We start from the raw sequence: 20,238 nt of genomic DNA, 5'->3' as shown, positions 1-20,238 counted from the left end.
ATGGAAGGTTCATTTAAAAAAGAAAATATTCAGTTGGCAAACCTACATATTTTTTTAATTTTAATTTGAATTTAATCTTAATTATATCTGGTTTAAACGCTGTTATTTACAAAAAGTGATATTTGGAAAACAAAATTTGATTTTAATAATATGTGTAATAAATTTCATTTGGCAGCGTTTTTGATATCATAAACCAAATCTTAAAACGAATAATTATGAAAAGTTTAAAAAACAATCACACACATTTATTTATTATTTTATTTTTTATGGCTTTAATTCCTACATCAATTATGGCGCAAACCTCTACGGGAATTGGCTTTAAAGGAGGTTTAAATTATAACGCTAATGGTGATTATTTTGAATCTATTAGTGACAATGCACAACACCCAGATCGCAACGTTGGCTATCATTTTGGTCTATTTGGAAAAATAGGGAATCGTTTTTATTTTAAACCAGAAGTCATGTATACCAGCACAAAAAGCGATTACAACGATGATACTTTTGAAATGCAAAAAATTGATGCTCCTATGTTATTCGGGGTAAAAGTACTCGGACCAATAAGTGTTTTTGGTGGCCCTGCGTTTCAATATATTTTAGATACTGAATTTGATGGTATTTCTATTAATAATGTTGAAAACGAATTTTCTGTTGGCGTAAATTTTGGAATTGGCCTAAACTTTAATAGCGTTGGTATTGATGTAAGATACGAAAGAGGCTTTAATGATAATGAAGCTACTTTTTTAAATAATAACGGTATTGGAACAAGTAGATTAGACACCAGACCCGACCAATTAATTTTAAGTTTATCGCTACTACTTTAAAAATAGAAAGTTTATTTAAAACAAAAACCTCGCTAAATGGCGAGGTTTTTTGTTTGTTTTTAAAAACGTTTAGCTCTTTCTTATTTTATCTGTCTTGTCTAGATAATTAGGTATCCCATTTCCGTTTGAATCGTCGTTTGTAGGGTCGCCATCGTTATTAATATCTTCGTTGATTGTAAAAATACCATCACCATCATCGTCTGGATCCAAGTAATTATTAATCGGATTACCAAAATTATCTGTATCTCCATCGGTATTATCATCTGTTAATTCACCATTTCCATTTAAATCTTCCAGATAAGTTGGCACGCCATCGCCATCATGATCGTTTTGAGATGTTTTAAGTAATTCAAATTTATAAATTAAAGGAGAATAGGCATCAATACCTGTTGAAGCATTATAAAAATAAGCAAGACCAGAAGGTATAAACATAACCCCTACACCTTTATTTACATATTCAACGGTTCCATCACCACTTTCAACATAACTTTCTGCCGTATAAAATGATTGCGGCAACACTTTTCTCCATGCAGGAATCAACGAGGTTAAATCAAAAGTCACAGGGTTTACAGCACTATCAAAAACAGCGTCATCTAAGGTAAATCCTTCATAAACTACATTTACATTATCTGCAAAAGTAGGCGTATCACTGCCACCGCCTTGATTAATGGTTAGTACATAAAACTCGTATTCGGTTTCTGCGTAGGTTACCGATTTTTTTTCTAAACCTGGGGCATCCTTTAATAAAGTAGAGCCTACTGGCACTGTTTCACCTTCTTCAAGCTTAAAAAAAACTAAATCTTTTATACCTGGATTAGAAAGCGATGCTATTTCGTCTGAATTATAATAATGAGTTGCTAAATAATCGTTTAAAGATTCCATGTCTGCAAGTTGTTGCTCTGCACGATCTCTTATCTCTATAGTAAGCGTTTCAGAATCATCATCTTTTTTACACGATATAAAACCTAATGTTAAACATAAAACAAATAGAGTTATTTCTTTTAATTTCATTTATTCTAATATTATATTATTATTTGCTTTGACAAAAGTAAATTAATCAGACAATTAATGTACATAAAAAAATATTAATTATAATCTTTTTGACTATTTAGGAAAAAGCTATAAGCAAAAGATTGTTTGCGCAAGTCAAAATTCTATTTTAATTTTATAATAAAAATATTACTTTTTTTAGATAATTGACACTTTTTTTTACTAATATTGTAAGATATAAAACATAATAAATAATTAAAATAACTTACAAATGAAAAAAATCACTCTTTTTACTCTATTCATGGTAACTCTTCTTAATTTATCTTGCTCCAATGATTCTACTGATGAAACTACTTCATCAATTAATATTGAAAATAAAATTGTTGAAAGACATTTTTTTACATACAAAAACCAAATACTCACTATTTCATTGACAAAAGATGAAAAAAGTGGTGAATTAGTACCTATTGAAAATGATTCATTTCAATTATTAAATGAAATCAATGAAATAAATGAATCGCTAATTACTTATGTATTAGATGACACTAACTTTATTTTATTTGAAAATGAAAAAGATTTATTAGCTTATGTAAGCCCAGTAGTAAGTATGAATAAAAATACATCTACAAAACTTTTGGATCCTTATGATTCTCCTTACTCATTAAGAATATATAGTAATAGTGATTACAATAATGAAGTTACATGGCATTCAAATTACCCTCCTATTTATTCTAATGGCAATCATACATCAATACCAAATGGATGTTATTTTGAGTATGGAACGAACTCAGAAAGATTACAAAATTTCTCAAATATAAGTATGTGGCAAGTTTTCCAAGGAAGTTTCCTGAATATTTGTGGTAGTAATGAATTTATTGGAAATAATCCTAATGACAAAATAAGCTCAATAAGAGTTTCTAGCTGCTATGCACGCTGCTATGAAGACTCTAACTTCGGAGGGAGATCATTTGTTCTAGACGCGAGAGGTAGTGTTTTACTTCAAATATCAAATTTAAAAAACTTACGTAGGGCTAGTTGGGGTCGTAATTGGAATGATGAAATTAGTTCTGTTTCTTTATCTTATTAGATAATTTTCTTTAACTTTCATATTTAGATAAAAAAGGACTTGATATTAACGTCAAGTCCTTTTTTAATGAATAAAACTTATATTTGAATGTAAATAAAACAAAAATATTGTGCGAATCGATAAATTTTTATGGTGTGTTAGATATTATAAAACACGAACACTAGCAACTACCGCTTGTAAAAAAGGCCATGTTAGAGTAAACCAAGACATTGTTAAACCCAGCAGAGAGGTGTATGCTCAGGATGTTATCGAACTTAGAAAAGACCAGATTAACTACAAACTAACTGTAAATGATATTCCTGAAAGTCGTGTTGGCGCCAATTTAGTTGATATTTACAGAACCGATACCACGCCAAAAGAGCAATTTGAAGCACAAGAATTATTAAAATATTCTAAAGATTATTACAGAAAAAAAGGTGTGGGCAGGCCAACTAAAAAAGACAGACGCGATATTGACGGGTTTACCGACGTTACTTCTGATGGCGCTACCGATAACTTTGAAGAAATTGATTCTGAAGAGTAATAATTCGATTAACATATTTAGAACTTAGAAAATTACTAGTTACAGATAAAATGAGTAATTTTATACTTTAATTCAATACAGCAAGAACATGGACGTTACAGATAATGTGATATTAAACCACAACGAAATTAATCATAAAATAAGACGTATAGCCTTTCAAATTTACGAAAGCAATGTAGATGAAAAGGAAGTTATTTTAGCTGGGATTGATAGCAATGGTTATATTTTTGCTAAGAAATTAAAAAAGGAACTTCAAAAAATATCCGATATCAATCCGATACTTTGTAAAGTGATTATGGATAAAAGAAATCCACAGAACCCTATAAAAACCTCGATTGCAGCAGAAGATTACCAAAATAAGTCTTTAGTACTTGTTGATGATGTTTTAAATTCTGGAACCACTTTAATTTATGGTGTGAAACATTTTTTAAATGTACCGCTTAAAAAATTTAAAACTGCCGTATTGGTAAATAGAAATCACAAAAAATACCCAGTGAAAGCCGATTTTAAAGGGATTTCCTTTTCTACATCGCTACACGAACACGTAAATGTGGTTTTAGATGGTAAGAAGTTTGAAGTTACCTTAGAATAGCTCTAAAACTAATTCTTCCATAATAGCCTTTAAAGACTTATTATCTGTAGTAATGGTAACATTTGCCATACTATAAAACGGTGAGCGCTCAAAAAGATGCTTTCCTATAAATTCTGCAAGCATGTCGTCTGTTTCGATGTGAGCCACCAAAGGGCGTTTACCTTTCTCATTTTTTAATCGAGCCATTAAAGTGGGTATGGAAGCTTTTAAATAAATACTTTTTACGTCGTTAGATTCTAGTATCAAATTCATATTACTGCTATAACATGGTGTTCCGCCTCCTAAAGATAATACCAAATCTTTTTTTGATTCTAATAACTCTTTTAAATACTGTGTTTCTAATTTTCTAAAATGTATTTCTCCTTTTATTTTAAAAATATCACTAATCGTTGATTTTTCGTTCTTTTCAATATAATCATCCAAATCAATAAATTCATAGTGTAACTTTTCTGCTAAAATCCTTCCAAAAGTCGACTTTCCTGAAGCCATATACCCAATTAAAACTAAAATCATTTTCTCGCTATAAATTGATTATTAAAAACATACGTATCCGCGACACAAAAAAACAAAAAATTCTTTAAAAAAAGCCTTGTTTTTTTAAAAATAGATTTTATATTTGCACCCGCTAACAACAACACGTTAGTAGTTAATAAAAAACAAGACCTGGTAGCTCAGTTGGTAGAGCATTTCACTTTTAATGAAAGGGTCCTGGGTTCGAATCCCAGCCCGGTCACTAGAACACTTCTAGAATTATTCAAAAAGCCTGAAAACATAATGTTTTCAGGCTTTTTCATTTTTATTGTCTTCAATTGATATCAAATAATACCATCTAAAAAGTGGGCTATTCGGTGCGTGTTCTGAATTTTAAAAAACCACGCACCGAATAAATGTTAATTTATTGATTTTTAACATATTACACTTTGTTTTTGACCAAAAATTATATAACTTAATCATATAAATAGATTCAATTATGAATGATAGATTTTCATTATTATTTTTCCCAAAAGGAAACAGCATAAGTAAGGACGGAAAAGTTTCCATTTATCTTAGAATTACGGTTAACGGCCAACGCAGTGAATTAAGCATACAGCGAAAAATTGACCCAGCAAAATGGAACTCTGTTGCAGGAAGAATGAACGGTAATAATGAACAAGCCATTGGAATTAACAGATACATTAACGCCATCAGTGTCAAAATCTATAAAATTCAGGAAAAGTTCTTAATAGAAGGTAAACCTTTTACTTCTTTAATGATAAAAAATACTTTCCTAAACAAAAACAGTGAAAGAAAAACACTTATAACAATTTTCAACGAGCATAATAACCAAATAGAAAAATTGGTTGGGAAAAATTATTCCTCGGGATGTTTTAAACGTTATGAAAGAACATGTAAACATTTAAAGTGCTATATCCAAAAAGAATACCATTTGAATGATATTTTTGTTCAGGATGTGGATTTGAAATTCATAAATGGGTTTGAGTATTTTCTAAAAATAGAGCTTACTGCTAACCAAAACACCATTACTAAATACCTCACTAACTTCAAAAAAATAATAAGAATAGCATATGCAAATGATTGGATAACCAAAGATCCTTTTTTTCGTTGGAAAGCTAATTGGAAAACAGTAGAACGTGAATTTTTAAGCGAGTGGGAAGTTCAAAAAATAATAGAAAAGGATGTAAATATTTCACGCTTAGAATTAGTGAGAGATATATTTATTTTCAGTTGTTTCACTGGATTGGCTTATGCCGATGTTAAAAAATTATCAAGTAACGACATTGTTATCGGAATGGATGGAGAGCGCTGGATAAAAACCAAAAGAACAAAAACCGATACAAGGAGCAACATCCCTATTTTACCCATAGCTGATGCCATTATAGATAAGTATAGTTCTCATCCCGATATAATGAATAGTAAATTTTTAATACCCGTTTTGAGTAACCAAAAAATGAATGCCTACCTTAAGGAAATTGCCGATGTTTGTGGAATTACCAAAAACCTAACCTTCCATTTGGCGAGACACACCTTCGCAACGTCCATTACATTAAGTAATGGCGTCCCAATTGAATCGGTAAGTAAAATGCTCGGTCATAAATCATTAAAAACGACCCAGCATTATGCAAAAATATTAGACAAGAAAGTAAGTGATGATATGAAAGCTTTAAGAAAAAGACTTAAATTTAATCAATAAGATATTGGAAATACCTTAAATTTATAACTTGGTCATTAAGGTAATTCTCCTCCTACCCTTAAGTTCTTGGACTTGAATAATTAACTTCTCATTCTCACCTAATACAAATTTCGGAAGTACATAAACCAATCGCTTGGCATTATTGTTTACGACAGCTTTTGGCATGTCGTGTTTATAAATGACCTCTTGCTCTAAACTTTGGTAAGAAGCCTTTCGTTTTTTATTACCCTGCACTCTTGAGATATTCAAGTAATCAATTTCAAAATCTATACCAGAATTGTTCTTTATTTCTATAACCAAGTACACTTCTTCTTTGTGATAAACCATTTTTAAAAGTCGTAATACAATACCTTTTTTTCTTTTTGTTGTAATTGAAGAACTCTTTGATTTTAATAGATACTCCGAAAACTTTTTGTAATAAAGATCTTTATCTTTATTATTTAAAGTATCTGCAACATATAATGAATCATTGAACTTAGGCTTTTCATTGCCTATACTTTCGTCTTCAGAAATGAAATAGTTCAGCTTCGATAATTGCTTTGAGTATTTTAAAATATAAGAGTAAACTAGACCATCTTTTGTAATGATCAATAAATTGCTTTCTTCTCCAGACTTTGCCTGTAACAATCCAAAATATTGCTCCTTTTCCCTATTGTAAGTAAACACAAAATTGTCTTTTCCAGTAATTCCTTGACGAATTTGATTTGGAAAAAACAGTGCGACATTCATTTGGTCATTAGCAAAAATCGTGTCCAGAGGTTGTTGGGCATTTATAGCCAAAGACCAAACGAGTATTGTATATATAATAAATGTTTTCATAAATGTGTATATTTTAATTGACTATTGAGTTTTTAAAATTAATTGATAGTTATTCAAAACCGTTACCTTTATATTTCTGTTGTTGCGTTGGAATATTTTCTTAACGCCTCCAATTTGTGGCACGCCTGCTATATTTATATCTTGAACCACATCATCTACAACTTCACGAGTTGCATCAGCTTTAAAACTATTCTCCACATAAATACCCTCGCTTCCATCCTGAAGGTCAAAAGCTTTTAGCTTCGTGGGTTGATGGTTAATATTTTCAATCTCAATGATAGTTCGATTGGGTTGAAAACTCACAAATCCATACACCGGAGTATTTCTTGGTATTTTGATATTATTGATAATGGCATCCTTCATTAAACGCATTCGCAATCTATAATTTGTTTTAACGGTTTGTGTACCGTCCACAATGACGGGTATCGAATTGGCTTTATATTGAGTTCTATTTTCTTTGGGATCTGAGGCAAAAAAGAGCTGATGTTCTAATCCCAATTCCTTGACTGAGATAATAGGTTCTAATACTACGCAATCTGTTTTTGGCTCGACAACCTTAAAAGGCACTTTAGATGGTTCATTTCTATATGCGTTTTCAGAATAATTGATACGCCCTTGGCTATAAATACTATCCACCATGCGCATCTTATCCTTTTCCAATAAATCTGGGTCATAAATACCCGTAGAATCCAATAAGCGTTCATCATAGATACTTGGTGCATTGGTCTGCTTGACTTCCTTTAGATCATTGAGGGCATCCAATTTCGAATCATATTCCTTTTGTCCATCTTTTAACCTTGGCACAGGAATCTGGTTGCTGTCTAAGGTAGGTGCTTCATCGGCTCCCAATACTATCGAGGCATAAACCCCAATAAATAGGATGATGCAAATAATGACGCCAATAATCAAGATTTTATTTTTCTCTAGTTTCATTTTTTCTGGTTTTTAAATGTGTTTATAGGCTTTCTATTTTTCGTAAGCTGTTTTCAAAAAAATTGGTAATCAACAGTCCATGGGTATTCTTCGGAAAGTTTCTATCCACATGGATCAGGTTTCCCGTAGTGACCAGTTCATAGGTGTCCGTTATCGTTCCTCGGTTCACCTCAAATACCGTTAGAGTTTCAAATGTATAGGGTTCTTTTTGTAGTTTCAATTTGGATTCGACCGACAATACCTTTTGGACCAATGAGTACTGGAGCAAACGATTATAAACACCATCTGCTTTTTTCTGCCTATATAAAGCATCCACTGAACTGTTGCCCAACCATAGTGCCTTTTCTAGGTTTTTTTCATAATTTGAAGCATCGATATTATAAAAATAGGTATGGAACAGTTCCAAATGTGCCATGACCTCTACTTCCAAATTTTCCTGTTGATTGACCAGTTTTAAAGGAATGACACTTCCCTCTGTATTCACTACAAAGGCGTTGTTGACCAGTTCCTTATGCAATTTAACAACCATGAATACAGAGGTCATACCTGTAAGTACGGCGCCTATAACGGTCACCAAAACGATAAAGCGATTTAACTTTAATACGTTATATATGTTTTTATAAGGTGTTTTCATTTATTGATTTGAATTGCATTTGTTTTATAATTTAGCCTCCCGTAAAGAGTCTTAGTGTGAAGCTTATAGCTTTTCGGTACAGCCTGAACTTCAGCAGGACCACAAAGCCTATGGATCCCAATTGAATAACGGGAGCAAAGAATTGACTGCCCCAGTCCGTTCCAAACAGCGTCGACCAAAAATTGGTGTTCACCTCTGTATATAGATTATTGATAAAGACATTCACTAGAAAAAAGGCGGGCACTAACATATAGACACCTGCATACAGTTTAAAAAAGTTGTAAGCCAGCCCTCTGAACTTTTCAAAGACCGCCAAACTGATGACCAATGGAAAAAAGGCTTGCATAATCCCTAATAAAAAGTAGCGTTCTGCCAGAAACAATGGGTAAATGAACAGATCCAACAACCATAGGAACAGACCTATGATAAAGGCAATAACCTTCAATCCGAACAAGGGCGTCACCAGTGCTTCATAAAGCAAAGACATGGCTTTACTGGCGGCTTCCAAAGCACTCACATCCTGTTCCAAATCCACATCCTGCATCTGCAATGGAAGGAGTGCTGGAGCCGTATCTCTATATTGGGTCTCTATGGCCACCAATATGGAATCAAAAACACCTAACACTTGTGTTGAGAAAATAACTAGTATGACCACCGCAAAATTCTTAGCAAGTTCCGTGGGGGTCAGTCCCCAGGTATAACCATCATTATTGGCAATGCCTTCATTATATTTTTTTAGGATATTGATCAGAAAGAACAAAATCGCCAAGGTTTTCATGCCTGTAATCGTATACTGTGAAAAATCACTGTTCTTGATCGTGGTAAACACAGCATCCACATATTCCAATCCTATGCCTAAAAAAATACCTGCCATGTTTAATAATTGGTTTCTCTATTATTGATTTTATCCTGCATGCTTCTAAAAGAGATAATTTCTTTATACAGTCTGGTTTTTTGTTCTATTTCTGCAACCATTTCCTTGGATTGTTGTTCTTTTTCCTTTAAAAACATGGCACGCTCCGCGTCGGTCATTTTCATGGTATCGCTTGCCAAAATCTGACCTATAAAATCGAGGTCATCCAAGGATTGTTCTATAATACTATTGAATGATTCTGAAATGCGATCCACTTCTTCAGATTTGATATATGGAGAGTTTAGAATGTCCCTTAAATCATTTTGAACCATATTAAAGAGTTTCTGGTTGTTCTTGGTCAATTCCTTGACGGCTTTGAGTTGTTTAATTACATTGTTTACCTTTTCAATGTTTTCTTTTTGTTGTTTTAAAAACTCAACAGACTTTAAAAGCTGCGAGGTTTGTTTTGCCGATTCTACAAGTGACTTAGCCAAACTTATAAAGTTGGTATTATCATAAACCGGCATCCCCTGACACGTGGCACGTGCAGGCAATAACATGATGACGGTTAGTATCAATGTGATGGTAACGGTGCTGTTTTTCATTTTTTTAGTGTTTAAAGTGCTAATAGTGAAACAGCCTAAGGCTGCTGCTTAATAAATATGTTGATGGCTTTTTCCATATCTTGATGTTCATCAAAGAGTTTCATGATAGTCTCTGATTCATTACCATCTGTCAGGTAAGCTGCATACACTTCTTTAGGTACTTCCAATCTAAAAATGTTGCTCTCCTTCCCTATTTTTATAAACATTTCGGTGTACTTCCTAGAGCCTGTTAAGTTGTTCCGTATGGATTTCAATTGGTTCAGATCATGGCTAGAGAGACTCAGTCGCTTTTGAAGTTCTTCATACCCTTTTTCGTTTCGGAGACTGTAAATAACCTGGGTGTTTTCCAAAATACTGGCCGATGTGGAATTATTGGGTAATTGATTTATGGATTGCAGAATAATACCTATCGCCCCGTTTTGTTTTCGAATGGCCTGATAATAGAATTCGACACTTTCAAGTACATTATCAAACTTCAATTGTTTGGCAAACTCATCAAATAAAATGATGCCTCTTTCGGCTTTGTTTCGCCAAATGGTACGTTGGATGGCCGATTTAATAAGCTTCAACATCACCGATAGGATTTCCTTGTTGTCCTTGACTTCATCGAGTTCAAAGACTATCAATCGCTTGTCCTCTATCTTGTAGGTTTGGTCTTCGCTAATATTGAATAGAAAGCTATAAAGGCCGTCACCCACATACTCCGATAGAATATGTAGAAAATTATAAACACTAAAATGTTCTTCTTGAATGTTCAACTTCTTTATCAGCGTCTCCTTTTCACCATCCACAAATTGATATAATGTTGCTAGTGAATGTGCTTCCCGAGTTTGTGCATAATACTGTAACAATACTTTTTTCATGGCCACTTGTTCCGCTTTGGTGGTCACTTTACCTGAAGCCAGAAGCTCTAAAAGAAACATCGTCAAATCTTCCAATCGTTCTGGTGTCAAATCAGCTTCCGCGGAAATATAAAAAGGATTAATGCCCAGGTTTTTACCTTGTTCATATTTCAAAATAATATGGTCCTTAGGATATAATTTGGCAAACTTGGAATAGGAACCTCCCAAATCGATAATCACCAGCCGGACGCCGGCCTCGAAGTATTGCCGTAGGATATTGTTGGCCAGAAAAGATTTTCCTTCTCCCGTTGGAGCGAAAATGGCAAAGTTTCTGGCTTTGATGCGCTTCTTTTGCTCATCCCAAACATCTTTAAGTACCGGAATATTATGCTGTCTATCATTGAAAATGATGCCTTTAGCATCGGAGCGATAATTGGTGTTATTGATGTATAAACACAGAGCGTGCTTTAAATCGGTCACATACAAATCCACATTGGAGAAGTTGGAAGCAAAACAACAAAAGCTATTTAGGAAATATTGCTTCCGTTCTTCTCCTCTGGGATAATACGGTATGATATCGAGTTCCTTAAACTCGGCTTTTATCTTTGATGCTATGCGTTTGAGCTCTTGGGCTTCTTGAGACCAAAAAATGATGTTCAAATGCCCTCGTATAATTCGTGAGGAATCATCCGCATTAATCTGATCTACAATGTCTTCGATTTTTTTTAAGACCACCTTGTTCTGCGTACCGAAATTGGAGCTTTTGTTGAGTTCCTCTATTTTCTTCTCCAGCAGTTTTCGCCATTTGTGCTTATCATCCAAATAGATGATTTGGTTGATGATATGGTTTTCATTAAGGTTCAAACCTAAGCCATCGATAAACCCTTGATGGAACACAAAATCGTCTGAAGTAAACTTATCATTGGTTTTGCTACTCTGTACGATATCCCCAAAACAGAGTTCACTATTGACCGCCAATACATCAAAATGGTTTTCACCGATTTCAATTTCGGATTTCTTAAGTTGAATATCGGTGTCAAAACCTTCATTGAATCCATTGAAGTAAGCTGCCGTAATAGTTAGTATGTCGGTTTGATTCAATGGTATCAATGCCAACTTTCGGCTGTTATTGATAAAGGATACTGCATCGTTTACAGAGTTAATAAACTCCTGGACATTATGATCCATTTGCTTGTGAATCCCTTTTTCTATGCTTCTGAAAGGATTGCTGAATTTGTTGGCATTCAGAGTTTTGTTATAGGGCATGACAACATACAAATAGCAACTATGTTGCATGTATTCCCTTCCTTTAAAATAATCATGCGTAGCCTTTTCTAAAAAGCTTTCATTGGGAAGTTGATCTGCTTCATAGAGTTTCTTTTGATAAATATCCTGTTTATGGATAATGGTACTTGTTGGCAAGGATTTAAACCCTTGAAACCAAGCCCCGTGCATGTCTTCAAAGTCGGATTCTGACAGTGAGTATACTTCTGGCAACTCTACTTTATAACATAAAACCACATTGCCATTGTTTGCAAACAAGATATGATCTTGAATGTCCAATATGGGATGGTATGCAGCAAGGTTAATGGCCTTCATAATACAAGTGGTTTTGTTTTTTATTACTAATGGTTTGTGGAAACACTTTTTTAAAATGCAACAGAGATGGGTTCTTTGTAAAGTGGGTCAATGCGATATACAATATGCCGTTAAAAAGAAACACCCCAATAATGACCGAAAAACTAAAAGAAAAGATGATAAATAATAGGGATCCTATTATAGCGATCATCATCAGTGCAAACAATGAAATGGGCAATCCCATGATCATCGCACGTTTTCTGATGTTTTTATAGATTTTAAAGGTTTTCACAGCTGCGTGATTTATTATATAATGTTGCTTAGCAACTTAGACTACGATTCCAATTAAATAGGTAAAGATGCCTACCACGGCGCCGGCAATGAGTACAAATACCAATACGCGAGTGATGCCTTTTTTTAGATCGGCATTCTCTCCAAAGAAATGACCGGCATTGAATAGGAAACCTACCAAGAAAATAACACCCAAAATGATGGGGAAAATGGTTCTAATGGTGTCGGAAACATCATTTACAGAATCTTCAATGCCTCCAATTTGCGCAAAAATGGAAATTGAAATAAAACCCAATAGCAAGGTTAAATAGATTGATTTTTTCATAAGAATTAAAGTTTAAGTTTTTAATAGTTTTGATTTATGAAAATTACAATATATTTACTTTTAAACAACTGAATATCAATATTTTATATAAAAAATATTATTTAGTTTTAATTGTTTTTAATTGCAACTAAAGAGCATTAAATCTTATGATTTTGGATGCGAAAAAGACACCTAATTATGAAAACTGACTTGAAAATGAAGCTCAAAAACGTCGTATTTCTTCTAGTGATGCTAAAAATGTGCTTCCTTTTTGGTCAAAATTTGGATGGACGAAAAAGAATTGTTATTGATGTGGGGCATGGTGGAAAAGATTCTGGTGTCATTGGCATAAATGGCATCCAAGAAAAGGATGTGGTTTTAAATGTTGCCAAGGAGATTATTAGGCTTAATAAAACGATTTTAGATGATCGAATGGATATTTATTTGACCAGATACTCTGATACGTTTATTGCACTTTCTGATAGAAGTCGATTGGCTAAAGCTTTAAAGGCGGATGTGTTTGTGTCTTTGCATTGTAATGCATCTCCAACTTATTCCAAAGGTATTGAAGTTTATGTGCATAATTCTGAAAAATTGAATATTAGACAATCAATTGCTTTGGGGTTATCAGTTATAAATGAAAGCAATAGTAAATTAGGGTTTGAAAAACGTGGGGTAAAGTTTGCTGATTTTCAAGTCTTACGCGAAATGACTAATTTTTGTCCAACTATTCTTGTTGAATTGGGGTTTGTGACCAATAAAGATGAAGCTGATTATTTTTTGAAGCCTGAAAATATTAGGGCTATGGCTTTGGCTATTCTGGTTGGTATTTTTAATTATTTAAAATGAATTATGGAAAAATTGTTTATTGAGATCGTGAAGAGTTTAAAAGAGATAATTAAAACTGCGATCAAAGAATTTATTCTTTTACTTAAAAAATGATCTGAAATATTAAACATTAAACGCTTTAGCCATTAAACTTTATTCTCTTTTGGTTACTCCTGTTTTATCAGCTTCATTTTTCCAAGTTGAAACAACAGCTCTAACTTCAGTTATTATGCTATCCATTTACTCTTCTCCTAGACGATAAAATGTCCCTACACTTTTTGCCAAATTATAATCCAGTGCATTGTTATCTGTGCCGGTATTGAGTGCCAACCCATCTTTATCTTTGGATGGGTTAAATCGTAGGCTGGAGACAAAACCTACCCTAGACTTGTTAGAATAAAACCATGATTACGAAGTTGTTCGTCTGTATTGGAAATGGCATTTACTTTTCTCATCCATCATTTAAATGATTGTTATTTCATACAAATACACTAATTATAATTGAAATAACAATCTTTTTATAGTTTAAGCCATTTAATAGAAACTTCATTAATGAGCTAAATAATGTAAAAGCCATTAAAAATCCTGAAGGATTAAGAACAAAAATTCTAGCTATAATAACCAGAAAAAAAAATAACAATGAAACAAGCACTCTTTCAAAATTATTAGAAATGTGCAATAAAGCCAAAGTGCTTGATACTGAATATAATTTGAAAGTTAAGCTAGGTTATATAATTTTAGATTCTTTGCTTTATGGAAATGCTAAATAAATTTTCATATTATCCATTTACCACCCACCTTTCTACCCACATAGGGCAGCATATAATTGATTTATAGTCAAGAGTTTCTATACGTGTTCTATTATGATAGCTGTTTTCTACCCACTTAACTACCCTTTTAATTAATAAAAGAACCATTTCTTACCCTTTCAAAACCTCTAAAAGTCTAAAATTTAGGTATAGTTTTTCTTTACCCACTTGTTCACTTTTTAAAAAACCTGCTTTTTCTAAATCTTTGAGATAATTACCAACGGTTTTTAAGTTACCTAATCCTGCTTTTTCCAATTGGTTTCTTTTTGTGTAAGGAAGTCTAAATAGCTGCTCCATTAAATCTTTTGAGTAGACCCTTGGGAGCTTTTCTTGAATATCCAATCCCATGGCATTCATTAGCTTTTGAATTTCCGATATTTGCTGCCTTCCTTTTAAGGCTGTTTGCTCCACCATATCGAGCATATACAGTATCCAGTCTTCCCAATTGCCTTCTTCTGTTACCTTTCTGAGATTTTTATAGTAGTCGTTTTTATGTTCAATGATGTAACTGCTTAAATACAATGCGGGCAAATCCATTAATTCGGTTAATTTCAGGTACAGTAATAGTATTATTCTACCTGTACGACCATTTCCGTCAAAGAATGGGTGTATTGCTTCAAATTGATAATGAATAACTGCCATTTTTATCAATGGATCCATATTATCTTCTGCGTGAATAAAATCCTCTAGATTTTTTAGCTTTTCCCTAATGATGTATTCACCTTCAGGTGGCGTATAAATCACTTTATTCGTTCTAGGATTTTTTAATTGTGTTCCTGGAGCATTTCTTATACCAGATTCATTCTCTTTAATAATGCGCATAATAGCTACAAAGAGGTTGGTTGTAAGTATTGGTCTTTTCTTTATTTCTTCCACAGCAAACCATAAAGCATCCTTATAGTGAATCACTTCTTTAGTTGCTAGATTGTCGTTTTTTTTATCTGCAATTGAGGCCTTAAATAGCTCGTCTTGGGTAGTTATGATGTTTTCTATTGCAGAACTCGCCCTTGCTTCCTGTAAATTTATGGTATCAATAAATAATATGGGGTTAGGCAAGTTGGTAATGGCTCCTTTTAATTCTGATAATGCCCTACTTGCTGTAATCGTTTTTTTAAGTATGGTTGTACTTTCTATCTCCTTTTTTGGTGGAAGACTAGGTAGTTTATTATATGGTATTTCTGGATTATAGGCTGTTTTATCTTCCATATTTTCGATTTTGAACGAAGGCACAAAATACCTTTGATATTAATACGCGTGTAAATATAACGAAAAATTACTCTCGTTTTTTATTCAAAGGCAATAATTGCCCTTATTTAAATTAAAAGTGTAACATTTAAATTATTGAGCTCTTGATATATTATTTTGTACCTACATCTGTTAGCAAACACGAAAAATTGTCGGTGTTGTGTCGGTGTTATGTCAGTGTCCTACTTTATTTCCTCTTATCATGACTTCCCTTATCAAAGGCTACCAAATTAAATAGCTCCCGCATCCGGGAACGTACGCGATTCCCATAACGTTCCTCCAATTCTTGTGCATTAAGATTGGATGTCGCATGTGTTTTAACCTTATGATCTAAAAAAAATTCATAACGAGACAACAGGATTTCACCCATCACATTACAATCCTTTCCATAGTGCCTTCCAATGGGTTCGACACCCAAATCATCGAAACAAAAGTAATTGGTGCTCCCATAATCTTCGATAGTCTTATACCCCACATGATTAAAGCCAAACACAATATTTCTGGTGGGGATTATTTTATAGGCTTTTTGATGTGGTACGATATGCCTGAGCAGTTTCATCAAACTTGTTTTACCGCAGCCAACAGGTCCGGTTAAAAGAATGCCCTTATGAATGTCAATGTCCAACTTTTTACAGTTTGCTTCGTCCTTGATAAAATAATTACATAGCTTAAACAGGACGTCCCTATCGTCAATGACTGTTTTAAAATCAGTTCCAAAAAGCAACTTCCCTTTGGCATTCAGATACCTAAGAATTTCATTAAAATTATAAACGATTACATTGCCCTTAAGTTCCCCTAAAGTATACTCATTGGGGCCTTCTATGATGATATGTGGATTCGTGGTATTCATAAAGGCTCGTTGTAATTTTTATCTGAACTTGTCCTTAGGTTGTCCTGATATGGCACAGTTGTGTTTTGTTTGCTTCCTTTTTCAAAAACTTTTTTATTTTTAATTTTTTGTTTTGATAGGTTTGTATTGTTTATTCCTGTTTTGATATGTTTATCTTTAGATACCAGCGCTTGTCCATTGGTTGTCACGATATTGGTACGGGAGAGGTCCAAAGGTAGTTCATCGCTTGTCCCAAAAACGAACATCTTAATTTGACTCCCTCGAAACGGATTATGGGATGGTTTGTACAACAGATAGCTCCAACTGCTCAGTTCCTTGATGCAACGATGGTAAGTGGTTTTTGAGCCTAGTTTTGATAGATCCATCACTTCGGCACGATTGATATAAAACCCTGATTTGAAATGATAATTGTTCCAAATCTGGAAGAGTGCCATATACAGACTTATATGCGAAGGATTTAAGCGATTATCATTAGAAAACCTTTCCAAAACACTATTAAGATGCTTGATATAATTCATGGATTCCAATACAGACTCAGAATTTATTGTGAATCTTGTTTTTCTGCAAAACTTGCATGATTTCCTGATAATCATAATACAGGACACCTCCCATTTTGGTATATGGCAATGTGCCGTTGATTCTTAGGGTTTGTAATGTTCCTGGAGAGATGCCTAACAGTTCTCTGACCTCTGGTGATTTTAACCATTTTTTGGTCATCTGGCCAGATTTATTGCTTAGTAATTTCTTAATGTCATCGAGCAGTTCCATTTTGAACTCCCGAAGGTCGTCTGTGGTAATAATTGTTGCTGCCATAATTTTTCTTGTTTAAAAAAACAAAGCCGCCAAGGTTTTCGTTTTTAAATGACGACTTTGCTTCGATTTGACTTTCGTTTGACAAAGATGTGGCGTTTGATTGTATTTTATTCCCGAGTTGACCCGAGGTCGGGTGAAAATTTAACATTTTGATTTTTAGCGTGTTTTGATGTATTTTGGTACTTTCAAATGGGTTCTGTCTAACCAAAAACCCCTAAAATGAATGACTCTTTTGGTCAAATAACAAAAAGCAGGGGGTGAACCCGAGTACGGTGTTTTTTTAACATTTAAACTGGGTGAAAAATTAGGAATCACGACGTTCCATTGCGCTTACCAGCGAAATTGAGAGTTCGTCCAGAAACTTGGTCCTGTCATTTTTCCGCCCCCTGATATCAGAGTAGGTTTTGTAAAAGTCCCCCAGCTCAAAATTGAAGCTATTTTGTAATACCATAGCGATATCTTTGATGTCACTGTTCCCATAATTGATAACGTGACTATGGTATAGGGCATAAATCAATTCCGTTAATGCTACTTTAGAGGATGTCCATTTTAATTGAGTTTCCTTTGGACCTATGGAATTTCCATTGCAGGTGTTATGGTTAGCTAAATAGCTCGAAAACCTTTTGAAGGCGTTTGTTTTTCCCAACAACAGGTCGTGGGAAGTGTTAAAATCCATATCGAAAAAGTAATCTTGCGCTTGCATCATACTTAAATGGCTTGAATGGTTTCTAGTAAAATAATGGGAGTCTAAATGCGTTTGTCCTTGTTCGATATAATTCATGAAATCCAGATGGTCTATAAAGAACCGATGTGCCTTGTTTTGGGCTTTTTCAAGCAGCTTCTGTTGCATTTTTTTAGTTGCTTTTAAAAACAGGCTTTCAAAAGCGTAGATCTCCAGATGGTATATCAAATTGGACAGGGGAATTTGTTTGGTTTCCTTAAAGAATCCAATCTCATCGGCAATGGAATTAAAGGGGTTCTGTTTTATATCCTGTTTAAGTCCGCTTAATAAATCACGGCATAGCATAATGGCTTCCTGTGATTTTTTTAAGGTTGAAGTATTTGAATTTTCAACAGCACTTAGTTGGTGCTTAAAGTTTTCTACTTTTGAGGGATGATCCATTTTACTCAGAATTTCTAATCATTCAAATGATATCGTTTTGTATTCTTTTGAACACTTTTGATAAAATTCGTTAGAAATTGGCATTCTAAAAAATGCTTTAATATGGCATTTATAAATAAAAAGTGGTAATTTATAAATAACGATGAATACGAATACACTTAGCTTTTAATAAAAGTATCCTAAGTTAGATTTATCTTAAAGCATTTAATTGATTATCTGGAGTAAAGATTCCTGAACTGATAAAAGAAACGTTCCAAAAGCCGTAAATCTTCAGTAATAATATCGGCACTTCCCTGCATCTCTTGTTTGAATTCGATATGCTTATTATAAGATGTTTTTAATTCCTTCGGAATAATAACATTTACAATATAAGTGCCTTTATCATCTGATATGTTTGATATATGATCTACATGACCTCGAATAACGCCAAATTCATAGTCTGGAAAATCATCGAGCTTCAAGTTCACCAGCTGCCCTTTTTTGATTTTTCCTGCATTGGACTTTGGTGTTTTCAGTTTAGCTACATAGTGCGTGCTAATAGCTGGGGAGATGGTAAACACCAAATCATCTTTAACAACTGTTTGGTTCGTATCCCAAAATTCTAAAAACGAAACCCTTCCTTGTATATTTGATTTTAAAACATATTTTAACTCCCAATCTATAATGGCTTTTTTAAGTTGATTGAACGTATGAAGTACCTGTTTTAGCAACTGAGTTTCATCCCTAAGCATATCAAACTGGATATCTTTAGTAGCCGTTTTTGAATCACTTAACAATTGTCTCAGTTGAGAAATTATTTGATTTGTATTTTGATAGTCCCGTAATGAAGCGTAGTAATCTATTTGTTTCTTTTCAAAAGTTTGTTGTGAGATAACTCCTTTTTTTAATAACTGTTCATGCCTATCTAAATCTGTTTTTATAAAATCCAGTTCTTTGTTTTTAAGTGCTTGTTGTTCCACAAGATTATTGATTCGATTACGTCCTTCAATCAAAGAAAACATATTAGCTGTTATTTTATTTGAGTGGGGTTTGAAATCCCTATTCAATATATATTTATAATAACTGTTTTCGAAATTTGAATAAGGTGTTTCAAGGTCGCCAAGTAAAAGAATTGGTAATCTATCAAATGGAAATACAACCTGATTTTGACTAATCGTGATGGTATCTATAATAGATTTCAAAAACAATACATCTTGGTTGTTTGAAGTATTTTCCAATATCGCAAGCACCTCATTTTTAATTACTTTCTGGTTATTTGAAACTAAAATAGCATCTATCCTAGCAGTTACTTTGGCATACACTTTCTGAGGCGGGTTTACTGTAGTAACATAAGCTTTTGTTGTAATGACATCGGGATATTTAATTAACCATGACAAACATAAAAGGAGTATGATTAGCGCCAAAAACATAAAACTTCCCCAACGAATCAATTTTGATGGAACTTGGCTAAGTATATCGTTGATATCCTCGTTTCTTAACTTAATATTTTTGAATGGATCATCCATAA

21 protein-coding genes and 1 tRNA gene are annotated in these 20,238 nt (G+C 33.4%); 7 read left to right on the top strand and 15 right to left on the bottom strand.

Translation table 11 applies throughout. The annotated features are described in order from the left end of the window. The first annotated feature begins 215 nt into the window (after positions 1-215). Positions 216-821 carry an outer membrane beta-barrel protein gene (locus tag ACFQ0I_RS16730; protein ID WP_379944129.1) on the top strand — a complete coding sequence of 202 codons (606 nt, stop codon included), beginning with the start codon at positions 216-218 and terminating at the stop codon, positions 819-821. A gap of 69 nt (positions 822-890) precedes the next feature. Here ACFQ0I_RS16730 and ACFQ0I_RS16725 read toward each other — a convergent pair whose 3' ends face one another. Then, positions 891-1,832 carry an FKBP-type peptidyl-prolyl cis-trans isomerase gene (locus ACFQ0I_RS16725; protein ID WP_379944128.1) on the bottom strand — a complete coding sequence of 314 codons (942 nt, stop codon included), beginning with the start codon at positions 1,830-1,832 and terminating at the stop codon, positions 891-893. A gap of 250 nt (positions 1,833-2,082) precedes the next feature. On the opposite strand from ACFQ0I_RS16725, the gene ACFQ0I_RS16720 reads away from it, so the two are divergent. The 3 genes from ACFQ0I_RS16720 to ACFQ0I_RS16710 all read left to right on the top strand — a co-directional run bounded on the left by ACFQ0I_RS16720 (position 2,083) and on the right by ACFQ0I_RS16710 (position 4,013). Then, positions 2,083-2,898: a hypothetical protein gene (locus ACFQ0I_RS16720; RefSeq protein WP_379944127.1), complete on the top strand. Its 816-nt coding sequence runs from the start codon at positions 2,083-2,085 to the stop codon at positions 2,896-2,898. Between the two features lie 109 nt (positions 2,899-3,007). Then, on the top strand, positions 3,008-3,421 hold the full coding sequence (locus ACFQ0I_RS16715; RefSeq protein ID WP_379944125.1) for an RNA-binding S4 domain-containing protein: 414 nt from the start codon (positions 3,008-3,010) through the stop codon (positions 3,419-3,421). Positions 3,422-3,509: 88 nt separating this feature from the next. Further along, positions 3,510-4,013 (top strand): phosphoribosyltransferase family protein, encoded by a 504-nt coding sequence (locus ACFQ0I_RS16710; protein WP_379944123.1) that lies wholly within the window; start codon positions 3,510-3,512, stop codon positions 4,011-4,013. Here ACFQ0I_RS16710 and ACFQ0I_RS16705 read toward each other — a convergent pair. Continuing rightward, the gene (locus ACFQ0I_RS16705; RefSeq protein WP_379944121.1) at positions 4,005-4,526 is read right to left on the bottom strand and encodes a shikimate kinase; all 522 of its coding nucleotides are present in this window, start codon (positions 4,524-4,526) and stop codon (positions 4,005-4,007) included. The genes ACFQ0I_RS16710 and ACFQ0I_RS16705 overlap by 9 nt on opposite strands. A gap of 147 nt (positions 4,527-4,673) precedes the next feature. Here ACFQ0I_RS16705 and ACFQ0I_RS16700 point away from each other — a divergent pair. After that, positions 4,674-4,746, top strand: a tRNA-Lys gene (locus ACFQ0I_RS16700). A gap of 237 nt (positions 4,747-4,983) precedes the next feature. Then, the gene (locus ACFQ0I_RS16695) at positions 4,984-6,204 is read left to right on the top strand and encodes a site-specific integrase (RefSeq protein WP_379944120.1); all 1,221 of its coding nucleotides are present in this window, start codon (positions 4,984-4,986) and stop codon (positions 6,202-6,204) included. 21 nt (positions 6,205-6,225) lie between these two features. Here the strand turns inward: ACFQ0I_RS16695 and ACFQ0I_RS16690 are convergent, their stop codons facing one another. The 7 genes from ACFQ0I_RS16690 to ACFQ0I_RS16660 form a co-directional block, all read right to left on the bottom strand. After that, the gene (locus ACFQ0I_RS16690) at positions 6,226-7,023 is read right to left on the bottom strand and encodes a DUF4138 domain-containing protein (RefSeq protein ID WP_379944118.1); all 798 of its coding nucleotides are present in this window, start codon (positions 7,021-7,023) and stop codon (positions 6,226-6,228) included. Positions 7,024-7,044: 21 nt separating this feature from the next. After that, on the bottom strand, positions 7,045-7,956 hold the full coding sequence (gene traM / locus ACFQ0I_RS16685; protein ID WP_379944117.1) for a conjugative transposon protein TraM: 912 nt from the start codon (positions 7,954-7,956) through the stop codon (positions 7,045-7,047). Between the two features lie 22 nt (positions 7,957-7,978). Continuing rightward, the gene (locus ACFQ0I_RS16680) at positions 7,979-8,590 is read right to left on the bottom strand and encodes a conjugal transfer protein TraK (protein WP_379944116.1); all 612 of its coding nucleotides are present in this window, start codon (positions 8,588-8,590) and stop codon (positions 7,979-7,981) included. Positions 8,591-8,621: 31 nt separating this feature from the next. Continuing rightward, entirely contained in the window at positions 8,622-9,464 is an 843-nt protein-coding gene (locus tag ACFQ0I_RS16675; protein ID WP_379944114.1) for a hypothetical protein, read from the bottom strand. Between the two features lie 2 nt (positions 9,465-9,466). Next, on the bottom strand, positions 9,467-10,048 hold the full coding sequence (locus tag ACFQ0I_RS16670; protein WP_379944113.1) for a conjugal transfer protein: 582 nt from the start codon (positions 10,046-10,048) through the stop codon (positions 9,467-9,469). A gap of 35 nt (positions 10,049-10,083) precedes the next feature. After that, complete coding sequence (locus tag ACFQ0I_RS16665; protein WP_379944112.1) at positions 10,084-12,489, bottom strand: TraG family conjugative transposon ATPase; 2,406 nt, start codon at positions 12,487-12,489, stop codon at positions 10,084-10,086. A gap of 307 nt (positions 12,490-12,796) precedes the next feature. Beyond that, a complete protein-coding gene (locus ACFQ0I_RS16660) occupies positions 12,797-13,084 on the bottom strand; it encodes a hypothetical protein (RefSeq protein WP_379944110.1) in 288 nt (95 codons plus the stop codon). Between the two features lie 177 nt (positions 13,085-13,261). Here ACFQ0I_RS16660 and ACFQ0I_RS16655 point away from each other — a divergent pair, with 177 nt between their 5' ends. Next, positions 13,262-13,912, top strand: a complete 651-nt coding sequence (locus ACFQ0I_RS16655) for an N-acetylmuramoyl-L-alanine amidase family protein (protein ID WP_379944109.1) — start codon at positions 13,262-13,264, stop codon at positions 13,910-13,912. Between the two features lie 899 nt (positions 13,913-14,811). Here the strand turns inward: ACFQ0I_RS16655 and ACFQ0I_RS16650 are convergent. From ACFQ0I_RS16650 to ACFQ0I_RS16625, 6 genes are all read right to left on the bottom strand, one after another. Further along, positions 14,812-15,906: a Fic family protein gene (locus tag ACFQ0I_RS16650; RefSeq protein ID WP_379944108.1), complete on the bottom strand. Its 1,095-nt coding sequence runs from the start codon at positions 15,904-15,906 to the stop codon at positions 14,812-14,814. A 226-nt stretch (positions 15,907-16,132) separates the two neighbouring features. After that, positions 16,133-16,795 carry an ATPase gene (locus ACFQ0I_RS16645; RefSeq protein ID WP_379944107.1) on the bottom strand — a complete coding sequence of 221 codons (663 nt, stop codon included), beginning with the start codon at positions 16,793-16,795 and terminating at the stop codon, positions 16,133-16,135. Then, complete coding sequence (locus tag ACFQ0I_RS16640) at positions 16,792-17,229, bottom strand: hypothetical protein (RefSeq protein WP_379944106.1); 438 nt, start codon at positions 17,227-17,229, stop codon at positions 16,792-16,794. Before ACFQ0I_RS16640 ends, ACFQ0I_RS16645 begins: the two co-directional genes overlap by 4 nt. Before the next feature lie 100 nt (positions 17,230-17,329). After that, complete coding sequence (locus ACFQ0I_RS16635) at positions 17,330-17,608, bottom strand: helix-turn-helix domain-containing protein (protein ID WP_379944105.1); 279 nt, start codon at positions 17,606-17,608, stop codon at positions 17,330-17,332. A gap of 304 nt (positions 17,609-17,912) precedes the next feature. Next, a complete protein-coding gene (locus tag ACFQ0I_RS16630) occupies positions 17,913-18,731 on the bottom strand; it encodes an RteC domain-containing protein (protein ID WP_379944103.1) in 819 nt (272 codons plus the stop codon). Between the two features lie 212 nt (positions 18,732-18,943). Continuing rightward, on the bottom strand, positions 18,944-20,236 hold the full coding sequence (locus ACFQ0I_RS16625) for an HlyD family secretion protein (RefSeq protein ID WP_379944102.1): 1,293 nt from the start codon (positions 20,234-20,236) through the stop codon (positions 18,944-18,946). Positions 20,237-20,238 lie beyond the last annotated feature (2 nt).

Source organism: Mariniflexile aquimaris (assembly GCF_042676825.1).
In the GTDB taxonomy this organism is placed as follows: Bacteria; Bacteroidota; Bacteroidia; order Flavobacteriales; family Flavobacteriaceae; genus Mariniflexile; species Mariniflexile aquimaris.
The sequence above is the reverse complement of the archived record's forward strand: the minus strand, read 5'-3'. Positions and strand labels throughout refer to the sequence as shown.

Coding starts and splice junctions, on each gene's coding strand:
- ACFQ0I_RS16695 (WP_379944120.1), top strand. CDS start 4,984: ATGAATGATAGATTTTCATTATTATTTTTCCCAAAAGGAAACAGCATA.
- ACFQ0I_RS16705 (WP_379944121.1), bottom strand. CDS start 4,526: ATGATTTTAGTTTTAATTGGGTATATGGCTTCAGGAAAGTCGACTTTT.
- ACFQ0I_RS16670 (WP_379944113.1), bottom strand. CDS start 10,048: ATGAAAAACAGCACCGTTACCATCACATTGATACTAACCGTCATCATG.
- ACFQ0I_RS16690 (WP_379944118.1), bottom strand. CDS start 7,023: ATGAAAACATTTATTATATATACAATACTCGTTTGGTCTTTGGCTATA.
- ACFQ0I_RS16635 (WP_379944105.1), bottom strand. CDS start 17,608: ATGGCAGCAACAATTATTACCACAGACGACCTTCGGGAGTTCAAAATG.
- ACFQ0I_RS16680 (WP_379944116.1), bottom strand. CDS start 8,590: ATGAAAACACCTTATAAAAACATATATAACGTATTAAAGTTAAATCGC.
- ACFQ0I_RS16645 (WP_379944107.1), bottom strand. CDS start 16,795: ATGAATACCACGAATCCACATATCATCATAGAAGGCCCCAATGAGTAT.
- ACFQ0I_RS16625 (WP_379944102.1), bottom strand. CDS start 20,236: ATGGATGATCCATTCAAAAATATTAAGTTAAGAAACGAGGATATCAAC.
- ACFQ0I_RS16655 (WP_379944109.1), top strand. CDS start 13,262: ATGAAAACTGACTTGAAAATGAAGCTCAAAAACGTCGTATTTCTTCTA.
- ACFQ0I_RS16725 (WP_379944128.1), bottom strand. CDS start 1,832: ATGAAATTAAAAGAAATAACTCTATTTGTTTTATGTTTAACATTAGGT.
- traM (WP_379944117.1), bottom strand. CDS start 7,956: ATGAAACTAGAGAAAAATAAAATCTTGATTATTGGCGTCATTATTTGC.
- ACFQ0I_RS16665 (WP_379944112.1), bottom strand. CDS start 12,489: ATGAAGGCCATTAACCTTGCTGCATACCATCCCATATTGGACATTCAA.
- ACFQ0I_RS16640 (WP_379944106.1), bottom strand. CDS start 17,229: ATGGCACTCTTCCAGATTTGGAACAATTATCATTTCAAATCAGGGTTT.
- ACFQ0I_RS16630 (WP_379944103.1), bottom strand. CDS start 18,731: ATGGATCATCCCTCAAAAGTAGAAAACTTTAAGCACCAACTAAGTGCT.
- ACFQ0I_RS16675 (WP_379944114.1), bottom strand. CDS start 9,464: ATGGCAGGTATTTTTTTAGGCATAGGATTGGAATATGTGGATGCTGTG.
- ACFQ0I_RS16720 (WP_379944127.1), top strand. CDS start 2,083: ATGAAAAAAATCACTCTTTTTACTCTATTCATGGTAACTCTTCTTAAT.
- ACFQ0I_RS16730 (WP_379944129.1), top strand. CDS start 216: ATGAAAAGTTTAAAAAACAATCACACACATTTATTTATTATTTTATTT.
- ACFQ0I_RS16660 (WP_379944110.1), bottom strand. CDS start 13,084: ATGAAAAAATCAATCTATTTAACCTTGCTATTGGGTTTTATTTCAATT.
- ACFQ0I_RS16650 (WP_379944108.1), bottom strand. CDS start 15,906: ATGGAAGATAAAACAGCCTATAATCCAGAAATACCATATAATAAACTA.
- ACFQ0I_RS16710 (WP_379944123.1), top strand. CDS start 3,510: ATGGACGTTACAGATAATGTGATATTAAACCACAACGAAATTAATCAT.